The organism is Vibrio casei (genome assembly GCF_002218025.2).
GTDB classification, from domain to species: Bacteria; Pseudomonadota; Gammaproteobacteria; order Enterobacterales; family Vibrionaceae; genus Vibrio; species Vibrio casei.
The window spans coordinates 484,602-501,832 of the sequence record NZ_AP018680.1 but is presented as its reverse complement, the minus strand read 5'-3'; the positions used below and the strand labels follow the sequence as shown (position 1 = coordinate 501,832).

The window sequence follows — 17,231 nt, the reverse complement described above, 5'->3', positions numbered from 1 at the left end:
ACTATAAAGCAAGATAATCCACCTAAAATGACACATTATGTAACACTTGGTTATATAAATATTAAAACTTACCGAGCCCTCTTTTCGAAATATAGTCAATACAAATACGTTCTCCCTCAAGAAATGAGGCTTAAATATAAAAGTACAAAAAGAGGAAGATACAAAAGTAGTATTAGAGAGTACATACCAATAGAGCTGTTTTTTAGATACAAAAAAGCCCGACCGAAGTCGAGCTTTTGTAACCACACACCAGAAATACTGATGACGTATATTTGCAGTACAGAAAAAACTCTGTAAAGAAAATTAACGCTTAGAGAATTGTGGTTTACGACGTGCTTTACGTAGACCAACTTTCTTACGTTCAACGCAACGAGCGTCACGCGTAACATAGCCAGCTGCGCGTAAAACAGGGCGTAGAGTTTCATCGTATTCCATAAGAGCGCGTGTGATACCATGACGGATCGCACCAGCTTGACCAGAAATACCACCACCTTTAACTGTTACATATAGGTCAAATGTATCAACCATATTAACAAGTTCAAGTGGTTGCTTAACAACCATACGTGAAGTTGGACGACCGAAGTACGTCTCTAGATCACGTTTGTTGATTACGATGTTGCCGCTGCCTGGTTTGATGAAAACACGAGCAGCTGAGCTTTTGCGACGGCCAGTGCCGTAGTATTGATTCTCTGCCATTTCGATAATCCTCGGTTAGATGTCTAGTACTTGTGGTTGTTGAGCAACATGGTTGTGCTCAGCGCCAGCGTAAACTTTTAGCTTACGGTACATAGCACGGCCAAGAGGACCACGTGGTAGCATACCTTTAACAGCTAGTTCAATAACCATTTCTGGCTTCTTATCAATCAGTTTTTCAAAAGAGATTGATTTTAGGCCACCAGGGAATTCAGAGTGACGGTAATAGATTTTACCCTTCGCCTTGTTACCTGTAACAGCTACTTTCTCTGCGTTTACAACGATGATGTAATCACCAGTGTCAACGTGAGGAGTGTACTCAGCTTTATGTTTGCCACGTAGGCGAGATGCAATTTCACTTGCTAGACGGCCAAGAGTTTTACCTTCAGCGTCTACAACATACCAGTCGCGTTTTACAGTTTCTGGTTTAGCAACGAAAGTTTTCATGCTAACAATACCCGTTTAATTTAAATTCATAGTTTAAGGAACAAGCGTCTTGCTCATTACCCTTAGGATAAAAAGCCTACAGAAAGCTTATTCCCACTGTCTAAGAGTCCCATTCATCACCCCTTCGAGTCGTTGGTACTCTCGGTTCATTATAAAATAATGAAACCTGCAGTAACGGTGGGTCGCAGGATTATAGAGAAGAGTGAAGGAAAAATCATCTACTTTCGATAAAAAAGTCTCTTTTTTTAGCTTAGGAGGTAAGGCTAGTGAAAACGAGCACTTTCTCGCACCAAAGATAAACTTTTTAAAACTTTTTCTTAAAAGAAAATTAAAGCCCCTTAAATAGTTATCTAGGTTTTAAAAGCCTACTGGCTATTTTTTATGATAAATGCTCATGAGAAAGATATTCTAAGCTCTGCATCTCGAACAAGCGAGATTGACAGCGTTGGAATTCAAATTCTAATTGCCCAGAACGATATAAAGATTCCAAATCCGTTTCAGCAGAAATAATCAAAGTAACATTCCGTTCATAAAACTCATCCACCAAAGCAATAAAGCGCCTCGCCGCATCATCACTACTGCGATCCATTTGCTTCACACCTGACAATAAAACAGTATGGTACAAACGGGATAATTCAATGTAATCAGATTGACTACGCGCTGTTTCACATAGCTGACTAAAGCTAGCATAAAGCACACCATCACATGCTCCTTTTACGTCAAGATTACGATAATTAATCTCAATACTCTTAACGTGTTTACATTCATCTCGGCTTAATTGAAGGTAATAATGCTCAAGATTTTCCTGAGCTTGACCATCTAACGGAAAGTGGTAAATTTCAGCTTGTTCTAATGTTCTCATTCGATAATCAATACCACTATCAACATTCACTTCTATGCAATGCTTTTCAATCAATTCAATAGCAGGTAAAAAACGTGCACGTTGCAATCCATTTCGGTAAAGGTCTTGAGGCGGGATATTTGATGTGGCAACAAGAATGACTCCCCGAGCAAATAACCCCTGAAAAAGAGTCCCTAAAATCATCGCATCGGTAATATCGGAAACGAAAAATTCATCAAAACACAAAATATCGGCTTCTTGCTTAAACGTATCCGCCACCCTTTCTAATGGATCACTTACCTCTTTTAAACTCGCTAGCTCTAAATGGACTCGCTGCATAAAGCGGTGGAAGTGAATTCTGGATTTTTTTTCATAGGGCAATGAATCAAAAAACAAATCCATTAAATAGGTTTTACCTCTGCCGACCCCCCCCCAGAAATATAGCCCTTTAGGTGGCACTTTTGAATGACTACGTCCTAACCATTTCGCAAATAAACTCACTTTTTCGTCAGGGGCTGATACATACTCAAGAAATTGATGGTAAAGTTGATCGAGCTTATCCACGGCGAATTGTTGCGCAGGATCTTGTTGATAACCTGAATGTTCAATGTCGTGCTGATACTTTTGTTTAGGCGTTGTCATTATTGAATGTCATTTACGAATATTAAGAAAAAATAGCCCGATCAAGTTAGCAACTTTCAAGGGCAGCTTTTGCTTTATCAAGCTGAGATGTCATAGTACCATGTATTCTCAACATGTATAACGCGTCGTAACAAACATGTTAAAAAACAATAATAAGGAGCTTATATGGCTTTTCTTTACGCTGCAGTAGGTTTGGTTATTGGTCTCATTGTTGGCATCATCATTGCTCGACTAATGACACCTGAATACAAAAAACACAAACAAATTCAAAAAGAACTCGAAACCGCAAAATTTGAATTAGAACAGCATAGGCAAGATTTGGCTGACCATTTTTCAAATTCAGCAGAAATGCTTGATACCTTAGGTAAAAACTACACTAAAATTTATCAACATATGGCTCAAAGCTCTTCAAACTTATTGCCTAATTTACCAAAGCAAGAAAATCCATTTGCAATACAAGCTTCAGAACCAACACCAGATGAACAGCGTAAGGCAGAAGAACTCACCGACGTTCAACCTAAAGATTACGCTAATGGTGCAACTGGCCTATTAAAAGAACAAAAGAAATCAATTGTTGATTCGCCAAAAATGAACAAAGCTTCGTAAATTACCCCGTAATAGCAAGGAACTTTGCAAAGGTTTTTCAGTCTTAACTCCGGTATACCATAAAGGAGTTTTAGAATGAAAGGACCTTTGCTTGTTCTGAGTACAATCTCATTAAGCCTCAGTGCTATTTTCACCCCAATATCGGCATCTGCAACCATTCCTAATTCAGTTAATGGGCAAGAAACGCCTAGCCTTGCACCTATGCTGGCCACCGTTACACCCGCGGTCGTCACTGTCTCGGTTGAGGGCAAAAAAACAGATAATAGCCAATCTATCCCTGAACAATTTAGGTATTTCTTTGGCCCAGATATGCCTATACAGTCAATGCCTAAACGACAATTTAGAGGATTAGGATCCGGAGTCATTATTGATGCTCAAAACGGCTATATTGTCACTAATTACCATGTCATTAATGAAGCAGATAAAATCCAAGTCACGCTTTCTGATAAACGTGAATTTAAAGCTACTTTAATTGGTGGCGATAAACTATCCGATATCGCCTTAATCAAATTAGAAAAAAAAGTATCCGGACTCACTCAGGCAACCTTGGCTGACTCAGACCATTTACGAGTGGGTGATTTTGCAGTAGCGATAGGTAACCCTTTCGGTCTCGGCCAAACCGTTACATCTGGGATTATTTCTGCTTTAGGTCGTAGTGGTCTCAATATTGAAAACTTTGAAAACTTCATTCAAACCGATGCAGCAATAAATAGTGGTAATTCTGGTGGAGCATTGGTTAACTTAAACGGTGAGTTAGTTGGTATTAATACAGCCATCTTAGGCCCTAACGGCGGTAACGTTGGAATTGGCTTTGCTATTCCGTCAAATATGGTCAAAAACTTAACTGAACAAATCATTGAATTTGGAGAAGTTAAGCGAGGTATACTCGGTGTCCAAGGCGGAGAAATTACGCCCGATCTTGCAGAAGCTATGGGTTATACGAATAGTAAAGGTGCTTTCGTTAGTCAAGTGATGCCCGACAGTGCTGCAGAAAAAGCAGGATTAAAAGCCGGTGACGTGATCACATCCATTAATGGTAAAGACATTAATACCTTTGGTGAACTCCGAGCAAAAATAGCCACCATAGGGGCTGGAAAGAGTGTCAAACTAGGCCTACTTCGTGATGGTAAAACCATAAAAACAAATGTGGTATTAGGATCATCACAGCAATTACAAGCGTCTGCAGAAGAACTGCATCCCGGTTTAGAAGGGGCTAAATTTAGTAACACAGACAATAATGATTCTATTTCTGGAATCAAAGTTACTGAAATAGTAAAAGGCTCACATGCCGAGAGCTATCAATTACAACAAGGTGATATCATCATTGGAGTTAATAGAACTCGAGTGAAAAATCTAGCGCAAATGAAAAAAGTATTGGACCACAAAACCAATATATTAGCCCTCAACATTCAACGAGGAGATCGTACAATTTACCTTGTCGTTAAGTAAATAAATCTTTCCGTCATCACTCAAAGAGAAGCTTCAATATGAAACTTCTCTTTTCTTTGCTTTCTTTCCAGTGCTATTCTTTGCAAATCTCAATCACCGCCCCTATTCATTCAGTACCTTGAGGGTTACATGTTAAAATTTTTGCTTCGACCTATTCTTATTGGCCTAGCAACCGCAACGATCATATTGCTCGCTGTCCCCTCTTTACGTCAAGATATCTTACGCATTCAGCCTTCCCAAGAAACTGAAGATATTGGTGATGTTCAGGTATCATTTAGCCATGCCGTGCATCGCGCCGGTCCAGCGGTTGCCAATATTTATAGTCGCCAGTATGTAGAAGGTGACCGATTAAAACTGAAAACTCAAGGACTTGGATCTGGTGTTATCGTTTCTGATAAAGGTTATATCATTACCAACTTTCATGTGGTTGCTCAAGCCGATCAAATTGTAGTTGCCTTGCAAGACGGGCGTGTTTCAAGCGCCCAACTTATCGGCTCGGACAAACAGAGCGATATTGCCGTCTTAAAAGTTGATATGAATAACTTGCCGGTGATTCCTCAAAATCCAAGTTATAAAGCCAAAGTGGGGGATATTGTGTTAGCAATCGGCAACCCCTACAATCTTGGTCAAACTACGACTTTTGGGATTATTTCAGCTCTAGGACGCTCATCGGTAAGCGCAGATGGGCGTCAAGCTTTCATTCAAACAGATGCTGCAATCAATAAAGGGAACTCCGGCGGTGCTCTAGTCAATACTCGAGGTGAATTAATTGGCATTAATACTGCTTCATTCCAGCAAGCGACAGACCTTGAAACGTATGGCATTTCTTTCGCTATTCCTTATGCACTGGCCAATAAAATCATGACCAAAATTATTGCTGATGGACGTGTTATTCGTGGTTATATCGGGATTGATGGGCAAGATATGAATGCCGTTGCTGCTCGATTACTAGGTATTGAACATGTTAGCGGTATCATTGTTTTAAGCATCGCAGAAAATAGCCCAGCACAAAAAGCCGGCCTAAAAGATAAAGATGTGATTGTCAGTATTGATGGTAATAAAATCCTTAACAGCCAAACCGTCATGGAAATGGTCACCGAATTCCGTCCTGGCACAACAATAGACTTCGATGTTTTACGAGATGGCAAAAAAATCACCCTTCCTGTCACGATAGAAGAAGATCCAAGAGATTAAATCCCTCAAAAATGAGAGGCTCTAGCAAACAATAAAAAGCAGCTTATTTGTACGGTAATAATAGGAACAGTGGTATGACATGGATTTTATTTACCTTACTTGCCGCATTTATGCAGTCATGGCGTAATGCTTTTCAAAGCCACTTATCAGATGAAGTCAAAACCCTTGGTGTTACCTTATCTCGTTTTCTTTGGGCAAGTCCAATTGCTGCCATTTATTTAATTATTTTGTACGCGGCGAACGCACCAGTCTCTCTTCCTCATTTCACGCCTCGTTTTTTTAGCTTCATTGTTGCCGCCTCTTTAATGCAAATATTAGCCACCGCATTAATGGTTCAATTATTTAAACTCAACAACTACGCGATTGGTGCAGGGCTTGCCAAAAGTGAAGCATTAGCTGCAGCGATTTTAGGTGTACTATTTTTTGGTACTACATTAACAATATTAGGCTGGATTGGTGTCTTCATCGGCGGCATTGGCATTTTTATGCTCAGCACCACCAATGGTTGGAAAGGACTATCAATTGGAACCATTACCTTAGGTTTATGCTGTGGAAGTGCCTTTGCTTTGACTTCTCTGTGGGTACGCGAAGCAAGTTTGTCTTTAGATTTACCCTTTCCATATAATGCTGGCTGGGTATTACTGTTTGTACTGAGCTTACAAACCTTATTACTTGTGGGTTATATTTTTATCCGCGATAAACCCACCCTTCAAGCGCTTTGGCAAAGGCCGAAACTCACGTTTCTAACTAGTGCGACTAGTTGTATTGGTTCAATAGGCTGGTTCAGTGCGATGTCTTTACAAGCTGTGCCCTATGTGAAAACATTAGGCCAAGTTGAAATATTCTTCACTATGCTTATTTCTATTTTCTGGCTAAAGCAAAAAGTTAAAATAAAAGATGGGTTAGGACTTACCTTAGTTGCTATTGCAGCAGTGTTAGTTATGTGGATTGAATAAAACACCTCGCTGAAATTATGAGGTGTTTTTGAGTCTAGTTTTTAATACATCGTGGCGCGCTCACGAACGTAAAACCGAATAACAAAGGCCACATATCAATGTGGCCTTTGGATAACATTCTCAATATAAAATTGCCATTTTACTCACTAGAAACAGAATCACTCACATCATTTGAAGCAACGGAATCGACTTCGATACTTGTCACGCGCTGCAACCCTCTTGGCAATTTACCACCTCGACGCCCACGCTCACCACGGAAGTTATCCAAATCAATCGGCTTCAAACCAAGTTTACGTTTACCAGCATACAAGGTTACAGTAACACCATAAGGAATCGATACGAGATGCGACACCACCTCTTCACGAGCTTTGGCTTTAGCAGAAGGAATATTGATAATTTTATTCCCTTTCCCCTTACTCAATTGAGGAAGATCTTTAATTGGGAAAAGGAGCATGCGCCCTTCATTGGTAATAACGAGAATTTCATCTTTTTCAAGATCTGAAACAGGGCTAGGCGGTAAAACCTCCGCCGCTTGTGGTAAGTTAATCAATGCTTTACCACTACGGTTTTTTGACAATAAATCACTGCCTTTACACACAAAACCATAACCAGCATCCGAGGCAATTAACCACAACTGATCTTCTTCGCCCATCACAACTTGGCGAACCTGACTACCTTCAGCTATGCCTAAACGACCTGTAATCGGCTCACCTTGGCTGCGAGCAGATGGCAATGAATGGGATTCTAATGAATAACTTCGACCATCGGATCCAAGGAAAACCGCGGGCTGGTTACTTTTACCATGAGCATGCGCTAAGTAACCATCCCCCGATTTATAGTTCAAGCTAGAAGGATCAACATCATGCCCTTTTGCATGACGTATCCAGCCTTTTTCAGACAACACTACAGTGATAGGCTCACTAGGGATCAAATCACGTTCAGTCAGTGCCTTAGCTTCCGCTCGTTCAACTAATGGCGAACGACGATCATCGCCATATTTCTCAGCATCCGCTTGAATTTCTTTTTTGATCAGCGTATTTAAACGGCGTTCTGAGCCCAGCAATAATTCTAATTTCTCACGCTCTTTTTCTAACTCACTTTGCTCACCACGAAGCTTCATTTCTTCTAGTTTGGCAAGATTACGTAAGCGAGTATCTAGAATAGCATTAGCTTGAATTTCGGTAATACCAAAACGAGCCATTAACACATCTTTAGGCTCATCTTCCGTACGAATAATCTCGATTACTTCATCAAGATTTAGATAAGCAACCAACAAGCCTTCTAAAATATGTAACCGATCTAAAATTTTATCTAAACGGTACTGTAAGCGACGGCGAACCGTGGTACGTCTAAACTCAATCCACTCTAAAAGAATACTCACTAAACCTTTAACTTCTGGACGATTATCCAAACCAATCATATTAAGGTTTACACGATAACTTTTCTCAAGATCAGTCGAAGCAAAAAGGTGGTTCATTAGCTGATCACAATCCACTCGATTAGAACGTGGCACGATCACCAAACGAGTTGGATTCTCATGATCGGACTCATCTCGTAAGTCATCAACCATTGGCAGCTTTTTGGCACGCATTTGATTGGCAATTTGTTCAATCAATTTTGCCCCAGAAACTTGATGTGGCAAGGCAGTAATAACAACATCAGAGCCTTCTTTATGCCACACTGCGCGCATTTTAATACTGCCACGACCATTCCGATAAATTTTCTCAATATCGCTTGCCGCTGAAATAATTTCCGCTTCAGTTGGGTAGTCTGGCCCTTTAACAAAGTTCATCACTTCGCCTAATTCGGCCTTAGGATTATCGATCAAGTGTACGGTGGCATCAGCAATTTCACGCACATTGTGCGGAGGAATATCCGTTGCCATACCGACGGCAATCCCTGTAATCCCATTCAATAAAATATGAGGCAAACGCGCTGGCAGCATTTTGGGTTCTTTCATGGTGCCATCAAAGTTTGGCGACCATTCCACCGTGCCTTGCCCTAACTCGCCTAACAAAACTTCCGCGAATTTAGATAATTTAGCCTCGGTGTAACGCATAGCGGCAAATGATTTAGGATCATCTGGCGCCCCCCAGTTACCTTGGCCATCCACTAATGGATAACGGTAAGAGAAAGGCTGTGCCATTAAGACCATGGCTTCATAACAGGCCGAATCACCATGAGGGTGGTATTTACCTAGCACGTCACCAACGGTACGAGCTGATTTTTTATATTTTGCCGCAGCCGATAACCCCAATTCAGACATCGCATAAATAATACGGCGCTGCACCGGTTTTAGACCATCTCCGACATACGGTAAGGCTCGATCCATGATTACGTACATGGAATAGTTCAAATACGCATCTTCAGTGAATTTGCGCAGGGCTAACTGTTCGACGCCATCAAATGTAATTTCAGAGCTCATTTCATAAACCTTGTTTATTCTCGTTCGCTAATCGTTTGATACGGTGCTTATAATTCAACATCGGCTTTATCGCCATATGCTTGAAGCCAATTTCTACGGTCTTCGGCACGTTTCTTACCAAGCAGCATATCCATCATTTCAATGGTTTGTTCATTATCATCAATGGTTAATTGCACTAAGCGGCGAGTATTTGGATCCATCGTGGTTTCACGAAGTTGAAGTGGGTTCATTTCACCCAAACCTTTAAATCGCTGTACATTTATTTTGGCTTTTTTATTGCTAAGACGCTCTAATATGCCTTCTTTTTCACCTTCATCCAGTGCGTAAAATACTTCTTTACCGCAATCAATACGGAATAAAGGAGGCATTGCAACATAGACATGTCCAGCACGCACTAAAGATTCAAAATGACGCATAAACAAGGCACATAACAAGGTTGCAATATGAAGACCATCGGAATCGGCATCGGCAAGGATACAAACTTTACCGTAGCGCAAGCCCTCTAAGTTGTCGGTATCGGGATCAATACCTAATGCAATCGAAATATTGTGTACTTCATCAGAAGCTAACACTTGATCAGACGAGACTTCCCAAGTATTCAGAATCTTACCACGCAGTGGCATAATCGCTTGAAACTCACGGTCACGAGCCTGTTTAGCAGAACCACCAGCAGAATCCCCTTCCACAAGAAAGAGTTCCGTTCGGCTAAGGTCTTGAACGGAGCAGTCCGTCAATTTCCCTGGTAAAGCCGGTCCCGATGCGACTTTTTTACGCACCACTTTTTTACTCGCACGCATACGACGATGGGCATTAGTAATACAAGTTTCTGCTAATAATTCAGCAATTTGTGGTTTTTCATTCAACCATAAACTGAAAGCATCTTTCACAACACCAGAAACAAAGGCTGCGGATTGGCGAGACGATAAGCGCTCTTTCGTTTGACCGGCGAATTGAGGGTCTTGCATTTTGATCGATAGGACATAAGCACAGCGATCAAAAATATCATCTCCCGTCAACTTAACACCACGTGGAAGTAAGTTTCGGAATTCACAAAACTCGCGCATAGCGTCCAACAAACCTTGACGTAAACCATTAACATGAGTGCCTCCTTGAGAGGTAGGAATCAAGTTAACATAGCTTTCAGTAATCAGATCACCACCTTCAGGCAACCATATGATTGCCCAAGTCGCCGCTTCAGTTTGAGCAATAAATTCACCAGTAAAAGGCTCTTCAGGAAGCAAAGGAAAACCTTTTACACCTTCAGCCAGATAGTCTTTTAAGCCATCTTCATAATGCCACTTGTATGTTTTATCATTAATTTTATCAATAAACTCAACATCCAAACCCGGGCATAATACGGCTTTAGCTCGTAAATTATTTACCAAACGGCTAACCGAGAAATTACCTGAATCAAAATACGACGCATCAGGCCAAAAATGAACACTAGTCCCCGTATTACGACGACCACAAGTTCCCGTCACTTCAAGTTCAGAAACTTTATTACCATGTTCAAAGGCAATTTCGTACACTTGCCCATCACGTTTAATTTGTACTTCAACACGCTTAGAGAGGGCATTCACAACCGAAATACCCACGCCATGTAAACCACCAGAAAATTGATAGTTTTTATTAGAGAATTTACCACCGGCGTGTAATTTACAGAAAATAAGTTCTACCCCTGAGATTTTCTCTTCAGGGTGAATATCAACCGGCATACCACGTCCATCATCACTGACTTCAATGGATTGATCAGCATGCAAGATCACTTGAACTTTTGAAGCATGCCCCGCTAAAGCTTCATCGACACTGTTATCGATAACTTCTTGCGCTAAATGATTTGGGCGTACCGTATCGGTGTACATCCCTGGTCGGCGGCGAACCGGTTCAAGCCCATTAAGAACTTCAATCGCACCAGCATTATATTGTTCAGTCATAATAAAAAGATTTACTCAAAATTGATGGTAGCCATTTATACACGCTACAAAACCTAGACCCGTAGAAGCCGATGCACATTATATACATAAATAAACCGTCTACTTTATTGTTGATTGGGTCATCATATTTCTCAAAACAATCATGGGAAATATACTCTGTATCCATAAGCCTTATGTCAAGTTAAGTCACAGAGAAAATGGGGATTTTTTGATTAAAGGTCGTAATTCATTATATTTGAAAATTTTTATAATTGTAAAAACTCGATAATCTTTTGAGGGTAACGCTCGAAATCAACAAAACTATGATCGCCATCAGGTTCAATAGTTGCTCTGCAGTGTTGGTATTTCGCAACCGCTTCTCGATAATCCAAAACCTCATCACCCATTTGTTGTAACAACCAAAATCTGTCTGGATAAAATAACGATTCAACGTCTAATGATTGTAACTCTTGAATGTGCACGTCTTCTAGAAAGTAATTTTGCAAAGTGTAAGGATTCGTTTGAGGACCTAAAAAGTCTTGTAAAAGCTCAAAAGGTTTAACCGCTGGGTTAATCAATACCGCTCGAAAACCGTATTGGTTATGGAGCCAAGTTGAAAGATAGCCTCCTAGAGAGCTCCCAACTAGCCCAATGTTATAGTCATTTTGATGACGATGAACAAAGTCACCTAAGAACTCAGCCGTTTGCTTTGGAAAAGAAGGGAGCTGAGGAATTTCTATTTTTATATCAGGGCGCTGTTGCTGACAATACTCTCGCATAACCCCCGCTTTATGAGACATAGGTGAACTATTAAAGCCATGTAAATACAGCAACATTGATGGTTTGGACACAATAAGTCCCTCAAAATAAAAGTGACATAATTATAGAGGGTTTTAATATCCCTGAGCATCAAAATCTGGCAAAAAGGCCTCATCCGCTAAACGATATACTTGGGTATCGATCACACCATTCGCTTTTAAGGTTAAAGCACGCCAACCAGGCGATACTTTCTCTAATGCAAAATCATCGGAGTTGGGTTTAAATTGAATGCACGTCGATGGGCTCGTCACCACACTCACGCCCAAATGCACTTGATGAAAATCTTGGTGTACATGACCACACAATATGCCTTTAACATTTTGATGTGGTTTTATGACCCCCCAAAAGTCATTACTATTATGTAAGCAATGTTTATCTAGCCACTGGCTACCAACAAGTACAGGGTGATGATGAAGCAAAACTAAAGAAAAACGGTCAGGATGCTGTTTTAATACCGAGTCTAAATACTCTAATTGTTGCTCAGACAAAAAACCATGCGGGGAGCCTTCTACTTGGCTATCCAATAAAATAACTTGCCAATGCTTACCAATTTGCAAGTAGGTATCATCCTTAATTTGAGTCGAAGGATAAATACTATGCATGCTAGGCTTGTAGTCATGGTTGCCCGGCAACCAATAACAATCTTGTTTTAATGGCAAGATCCCATGCTCAAAGCGAGAATAAGAAACATCGGTATGATCTTGGGAGACATCACCGGTCATAATGATCGCATGATATTCCAGCCCACTTTCAAGTACGTCGTTAACGACAGCAGAAAAGCTGTTTAATGTATTGACACCAAGAAGTTCACCTTCTGAATCAGAAAAAAGATGCGTATCGGTGATTTGAACTAGAGTGACATCATCTAAGTTCGGCTCAATCATTTCTATATCATTTGTTTTCAATGCTAATAGACTCAAAATTTACGTTCATACGTAGTCAATATTTAATAAATAGGTGTTCGACTAATTCCATGCTTTAAGCAAAAGCTTAGCCATTCACCAAGAAATTGGTTCAGCTGAAACTTTTCATCTTTTTGCATCATTTTAGCATTAGGGTAATCATATCTTGGCTTTACCCTAGAAATCTGCTCACTAGAACACACTTCAGCAACTCGAGCATCGTGATATAAGCGTACTAACATTCTTGGAAGAGGAAATATTGGGCGTACGTCACATTGGCAAACATCGACTAACGTTGTATAACGAGTAACTTCTTTTATTTCAAGTTGATAAGAAAAATCCGAAACTTGATAGGAACGCGTTTCTCCAACAATCGGATCCACAGGGATCAAAGCGTTCATCTTGGCGTAATTTGTTTCATAGATTCGCATTAAACCGGCTAAATCTACATGATATGTCTTTTGCATTTTGCCCTATTTACGCCTCGTTATTCAGTTGGAAACCAACGTTCTTTTAATTCTCCATGATGCAACTCTAACCATTGCAGAGCGATAATAGTCGCACTATTTTCTATCACACCAGAACGGACCAGTTGATAAGCCTGCGCTCGATTGATGACATGCACTTGAATGTCTTCATTCTCATCTTCTAAACCATGGACCCCAACTGCCGTCGAAGTATCGACTCGCCCGATAAAGACATCCAGCCTCTCGGAACACGCGCCTGATGAAGGATAATAATGGCTAATAGGTTCTATTTGAGTCACCGTAATGCCAGCCTCTTCTTTCGCTTCACGTCGAATGACCTCTTCAGGCGGTTCTCCTCTATCATTCATTCCTGCAATAATTTCTAACTGCCAAGGTGAATGATGCTCTAACGCACCGACTCGAATTTGTTCTATCAATACGACCTCATCCCTTGATGGATCATAGGCCAATAAAGCGGAAGCATTCCCTCTATCAAACATTTCTCGTTCAATAATAGGACTCCATCCTCCCAAAAATAAACGATGACGGAACCTATATTTGACCATTTTAAAGAAACCACGAAACAAGGTTTCTTTGCTTTCAATCACAAGATCTTTAGATTCAAATTTCGTTTTTATCATACGAAGTTGGTCCATATCGCCCATCCTTTAAGTCAATGATCTAATCATGATAGATTCAAATCAACAAGGCTTGTTATCAAAAAATTTGAATAATCTAGAGTTTTGTTTAAATTTCACCTATTATATTGTCCAGACGGATAGTAAGTGGTAAATTAGTGTAAAACTTTGCATAACATTTTTCTTACTTAGGTTACAATCTAAGTCATATTGTCTATTTATTTATAAGCGGGAAACGAACCATGAAAAAACTGCTTCCTCTTCTTATTAGCTTATCACTAGGTGGAACCCACCTTGCACACGCTGATGACCTAGCAGAGATTTATAATCAAGCGAAAGAAAACGATCCTCTATTATTAAGTTCAAAAGCCGATCGTGATGCAGCATTTGAAGCTATCAATTCAAGCCGTGGCGTCCTTTTACCGCAAATAAATTTAACCGCGGGTTACAATATTACTCGTAACATTGACTCTCATGATAGTCACCGCCCTAGCGCTTATACTGATGAAAATAACAATTTCACAGCAGGATTGGATTTTTCACAGCAATTGTACCAACGAGACAGTTGGGTAAATTTAGACATTGCTGAACAAAATGCTCGCCAACAAGACTCATCTTATGCCTCTCAGCAACAAAGTTTAATTTTAAGAGTCTCTCAAGCTTACTTCGGTGTGCTTCAGGCACAAGATAACCTTAGTTTTGTTAGCGCAGAAAAGAAAGCGGTTGGTCGTCAATTAGAACAAACAAAACAACGCTTTGACGTTGGACTTTCGGCGATTACTGATGTTCATGATGCTCAAGCACAATACGATAGTGTTCTAGCCGATGAAATCTTGGCACAAAATGACCTTACAAATAGCTATGAAGAGCTACGTGAAATTACAGGTCAAGACAATAAAGATCTTCGAATTTTAGACACTAAACGTTTTTCCGCCAGCACGCCTCAAACTACACAAAATTCATTGGTTGATGAAGCTCAAACGAAAAACTTAGATCTACTTACCGCTCGCATTGCACAAGATATTGCTAAAAGTAACATCTCACTTGCCAATTCTGGATACACGCCATCTCTAACTCTCGATGCTGGTTACCAATATTCAGATGTTGATGCTCATAATGATCATTCATCACTCAATAACTATAAGAGTAATGATTATAACGTCGGCATTAATCTTGTTGTGCCTTTATATCAAGGTGGTAGTACTAGCGCCGATGTAAAAACGGCTCAATATCAATATGTTTCAGCTAGCCAACAACTAGAAGCGACTTATCGTGGTGTTGTGAAAAATGTGCGTGCTTATTACAACAATATTAACGCATCTATTGGCACAATTAGAGCCTATCAACAATCTGTCGTTTCAGCGAAATCTGCATTAGAAGCGACCGAGGCTGGTTACGAAGTGGGTACTCGTACTATTGTCGATGTACTAGATTCAACTCGCAGCCTATACGATGCTAACCGTAACCTTTCGGATGCTCGTTATAACTACATTTTAAGTGTGCTTCAGCTTAAACAAGCAGTTGGTACACTGAGTGAGCAAGATATTTTAGATATCAATACCGGTTTGGTTGCTGCAAAATAGCAGCTAAAAAATAAATAACGACTATTCGTCAATTATTTTTATTGATATCAATCATTCAAATGCTGTCAGTAAATAGTTTAAGGTTGAACCACTTAAACTTATATACAACAAAAAAACGCCACTTCAATTGAAGTGGCGTTTTTATATTTATAATTAGAATTAGCAGGGTAAAGTTAAGCCAATACCTTAACCTTTACCGCCTTTTATCGCATTGATAATTTCGGATGTTGAGCAACCATCTTCAAAATTAAGCACTCTGACTTCACCACCTGCGGCAATAACCTCTTCACCACCAGCAATCTCTTCAGGCTTGTAATCTCCACCTTTCACCAAAATACTTGGTAGCACTTCTGATATAAGTCGTTGAGGTGTATCCTCACTAAAAGGTACCACCCAATCAACCGCACCTAACCCTGCCAATACAGCCATACGGCGATCGGTTGGATTCACTGGACGACCTGGGCCTTTTAAACGCTTAACTGAATCATCGGTATTCACAGCGACAATCAATCGATCTCCCAATTCAGCAGCATGGTTTAGATAAGAAACATGTCCAGCATGCAAAATATCAAAACAACCATTCGTCATAACGACTTTTTCACCACGAGCACGAGCACGCTTGACGGCTTCAATCAATGATGACTCACTGATCACGCCATAATCACTGTCTTTACTGCCATGTATGGCCTCAGCAAGTTCTATCGTCGACAATGTTGATGTGCCAAGTTTACCCACAACTACACCAGCAGCAGCATTGGCTAAGGCGCAAGATTCTTTCAAATTCTTCCCAGCCGCTACCGATGCCGCTAAAACGGAAATCACTGTATCCCCAGCTCCCGTTACATCAAAAACTTCTTGCGCTTGAGTTGGTAAGTGAAAAGGGTCTTCTCCACGGCATAATAAAGTCATACCATGTTCACTGCGAGTGACCAATAATGCCTCAAAATCAAATTTCTCAATGAGGGCAAAACCTTTTTCAACCAGATCTTGCTCATTCCTTGTTTTACCAACGACCATTTCAAATTCAGACAAATTTGGTGTCAGTAACGTCGCACCACGGTAACGCTCAAAATCTGCGCCTTTTGGATCAATAAAAACAGGAACTTTCGCCGCTTTTGCTCGTTGAATCATGGTCTGAACATCTTTCAATGCCCCTTTACCATAATCGGATAGAATCAACGATTTTACACTCGGTAAATAATGGTCCATACGCTCAAGCATTAATGTTGAATCGATATCCTCAAAGCTTTCTTCAAAGTCTAAGCGAATCAACTGCTGGCCTCGACTCATAACACGAAGCTTCGTGATCGTCGGTAATTCAGGAATAGAAACAAAGTCACACGCCACATTCAATGAAGAGAGCTTCTCATTTAATACTCGAGCGGGTTCATCATCACCCGTTAAGCCAATCAGTTTTGCATTGCCACCTAGCGCGGCAATATTCATCGCTACGTTGGCAGCCCCACCTGGTCTTTCTTCATTATTTTCAATTTTAACCACTGGCACAGGGGCTTCAGGTGAAATACGTCCCGTTGGACCGTACCAATAACGATCTAACATCACATCACCAACAATCAACACACCAGATTGTGCATAATCAGGCAAAATAGGTTTCATACTGTTCTCCGCAAGCTCAGATTCACCAAGCTTTATTCA

The 17,231-nt window shown here is 40.4% G+C and carries 15 protein-coding genes; 5 read left to right on the top strand and 10 right to left on the bottom strand.

The genetic code is table 11. The features are described 5' to 3' along the window. Positions 1 to 303: 303 nt before the first annotated feature. The 3 genes from rpsI to zapE all read right to left on the bottom strand — a co-directional run bounded on the left by rpsI (position 304) and on the right by zapE (position 2,623). Positions 304 to 696 (bottom strand): 30S ribosomal protein S9, encoded by a 393-nt coding sequence (rpsI, locus tag VCASEI_RS02460; protein WP_086960770.1) that lies wholly within the window; start codon positions 694 to 696, stop codon positions 304 to 306. A 15-nt stretch (positions 697 to 711) separates the two neighbouring features. Further along, entirely contained in the window at positions 712 to 1,140 is a 429-nt protein-coding gene (rplM, locus tag VCASEI_RS02455) for a 50S ribosomal protein L13 (protein ID WP_017024950.1), read from the bottom strand. Positions 1,141 to 1,519: 379 nt separating this feature from the next. Next, positions 1,520 to 2,623: a cell division protein ZapE gene (gene zapE, locus VCASEI_RS02450; RefSeq protein ID WP_086960772.1), complete on the bottom strand. Its 1,104-nt coding sequence runs from the start codon at positions 2,621 to 2,623 to the stop codon at positions 1,520 to 1,522. Between the two features lie 165 nt (positions 2,624 to 2,788). Between zapE and zapG the strand changes: the two genes are divergently transcribed. From zapG to VCASEI_RS02430, 4 genes are all read left to right on the top strand, one after another. After that, positions 2,789 to 3,229 (top strand): Z-ring associated protein ZapG, encoded by a 441-nt coding sequence (gene zapG / locus VCASEI_RS02445; RefSeq protein WP_086960774.1) that lies wholly within the window; start codon positions 2,789 to 2,791, stop codon positions 3,227 to 3,229. A gap of 75 nt (positions 3,230 to 3,304) precedes the next feature. Further along, positions 3,305 to 4,678, top strand: coding sequence for a Do family serine endopeptidase (locus VCASEI_RS02440; protein WP_086960776.1), 1,374 nt, complete (start codon positions 3,305 to 3,307; stop codon positions 4,676 to 4,678). Positions 4,679 to 4,807: 129 nt separating this feature from the next. Next, positions 4,808 to 5,872 (top strand): outer membrane-stress sensor serine endopeptidase DegS, encoded by a 1,065-nt coding sequence (gene degS, locus VCASEI_RS02435; protein ID WP_086960778.1) that lies wholly within the window; start codon positions 4,808 to 4,810, stop codon positions 5,870 to 5,872. A gap of 74 nt (positions 5,873 to 5,946) precedes the next feature. Continuing rightward, positions 5,947 to 6,828, top strand: coding sequence for a DMT family transporter (locus tag VCASEI_RS02430; RefSeq protein WP_086960780.1), 882 nt, complete (start codon positions 5,947 to 5,949; stop codon positions 6,826 to 6,828). A gap of 139 nt (positions 6,829 to 6,967) precedes the next feature. On the opposite strand, the gene parC is transcribed toward VCASEI_RS02430, so the two are convergent. From parC to nudF, 6 genes are all read right to left on the bottom strand, one after another. Next, on the bottom strand, positions 6,968 to 9,253 hold the full coding sequence (parC, locus tag VCASEI_RS02425) for a DNA topoisomerase IV subunit A (protein ID WP_086960782.1): 2,286 nt from the start codon (positions 9,251 to 9,253) through the stop codon (positions 6,968 to 6,970). A gap of 47 nt (positions 9,254 to 9,300) precedes the next feature. Continuing rightward, on the bottom strand, positions 9,301 to 11,187 hold the full coding sequence (gene parE / locus VCASEI_RS02420) for a DNA topoisomerase IV subunit B (protein ID WP_086960784.1): 1,887 nt from the start codon (positions 11,185 to 11,187) through the stop codon (positions 9,301 to 9,303). 245 nt (positions 11,188 to 11,432) lie between these two features. After that, the gene (gene yqiA / locus VCASEI_RS02415) at positions 11,433 to 12,020 is read right to left on the bottom strand and encodes an esterase YqiA (RefSeq protein WP_162621055.1); all 588 of its coding nucleotides are present in this window, start codon (positions 12,018 to 12,020) and stop codon (positions 11,433 to 11,435) included. Between the two features lie 39 nt (positions 12,021 to 12,059). Further along, positions 12,060 to 12,869: a 3',5'-cyclic-AMP phosphodiesterase gene (gene cpdA / locus VCASEI_RS02410; protein ID WP_086960786.1), complete on the bottom strand. Its 810-nt coding sequence runs from the start codon at positions 12,867 to 12,869 to the stop codon at positions 12,060 to 12,062. 62 nt (positions 12,870 to 12,931) lie between these two features. Beyond that, positions 12,932 to 13,354: a DUF1249 family protein gene (locus VCASEI_RS02405; protein WP_086960788.1), complete on the bottom strand. Its 423-nt coding sequence runs from the start codon at positions 13,352 to 13,354 to the stop codon at positions 12,932 to 12,934. 20 nt (positions 13,355 to 13,374) lie between these two features. Next, a complete protein-coding gene (gene nudF, locus VCASEI_RS02400; RefSeq protein WP_086960790.1) occupies positions 13,375 to 14,010 on the bottom strand; it encodes an ADP-ribose diphosphatase in 636 nt (211 codons plus the stop codon). 224 nt (positions 14,011 to 14,234) lie between these two features. Between nudF and tolC the strand changes: the two genes are divergently transcribed. Beyond that, on the top strand, positions 14,235 to 15,575 hold the full coding sequence (gene tolC, locus VCASEI_RS02395; RefSeq protein WP_086960792.1) for an outer membrane channel protein TolC: 1,341 nt from the start codon (positions 14,235 to 14,237) through the stop codon (positions 15,573 to 15,575). 186 nt (positions 15,576 to 15,761) lie between these two features. Here tolC and hldE read toward each other — a convergent pair whose 3' ends face one another. Beyond that, positions 15,762 to 17,192 (bottom strand): bifunctional D-glycero-beta-D-manno-heptose-7-phosphate kinase/D-glycero-beta-D-manno-heptose 1-phosphate adenylyltransferase HldE, encoded by a 1,431-nt coding sequence (gene hldE / locus VCASEI_RS02390; protein WP_086960794.1) that lies wholly within the window; start codon positions 17,190 to 17,192, stop codon positions 15,762 to 15,764. Positions 17,193 to 17,231: the final 39 nt, after the last annotated feature.

Excerpts from the sequence above, each read along its gene's own strand:
- rpsI (WP_086960770.1), bottom strand. The coding sequence starts at position 696 with ATGGCAGAGAATCAATACTACGGCACTGGCCGTCGCAAAAGCTCAGCT.
- rplM (WP_017024950.1), bottom strand. The coding sequence starts at position 1,140 with ATGAAAACTTTCGTTGCTAAACCAGAAACTGTAAAACGCGACTGGTAT.
- zapE (WP_086960772.1), bottom strand. The coding sequence starts at position 2,623 with ATGACAACGCCTAAACAAAAGTATCAGCACGACATTGAACATTCAGGT.
- zapG (WP_086960774.1), top strand. The coding sequence starts at position 2,789 with ATGGCTTTTCTTTACGCTGCAGTAGGTTTGGTTATTGGTCTCATTGTT.
- VCASEI_RS02440 (WP_086960776.1), top strand. The coding sequence starts at position 3,305 with ATGAAAGGACCTTTGCTTGTTCTGAGTACAATCTCATTAAGCCTCAGT.
- degS (WP_086960778.1), top strand. The coding sequence starts at position 4,808 with ATGTTAAAATTTTTGCTTCGACCTATTCTTATTGGCCTAGCAACCGCA.
- VCASEI_RS02430 (WP_086960780.1), top strand. The coding sequence starts at position 5,947 with ATGACATGGATTTTATTTACCTTACTTGCCGCATTTATGCAGTCATGG.
- parC (WP_086960782.1), bottom strand. The coding sequence starts at position 9,253 with ATGAGCTCTGAAATTACATTTGATGGCGTCGAACAGTTAGCCCTGCGC.
- parE (WP_086960784.1), bottom strand. The coding sequence starts at position 11,187 with ATGACTGAACAATATAATGCTGGTGCGATTGAAGTTCTTAATGGGCTT.
- cpdA (WP_086960786.1), bottom strand. The coding sequence starts at position 12,869 with ATGATTGAGCCGAACTTAGATGATGTCACTCTAGTTCAAATCACCGAT.
- VCASEI_RS02405 (WP_086960788.1), bottom strand. The coding sequence starts at position 13,354 with ATGCAAAAGACATATCATGTAGATTTAGCCGGTTTAATGCGAATCTAT.
- nudF (WP_086960790.1), bottom strand. The coding sequence starts at position 14,010 with ATGGACCAACTTCGTATGATAAAAACGAAATTTGAATCTAAAGATCTT.
- tolC (WP_086960792.1), top strand. The coding sequence starts at position 14,235 with ATGAAAAAACTGCTTCCTCTTCTTATTAGCTTATCACTAGGTGGAACC.
- hldE (WP_086960794.1), bottom strand. The coding sequence starts at position 17,192 with ATGAAACCTATTTTGCCTGATTATGCACAATCTGGTGTGTTGATTGTT.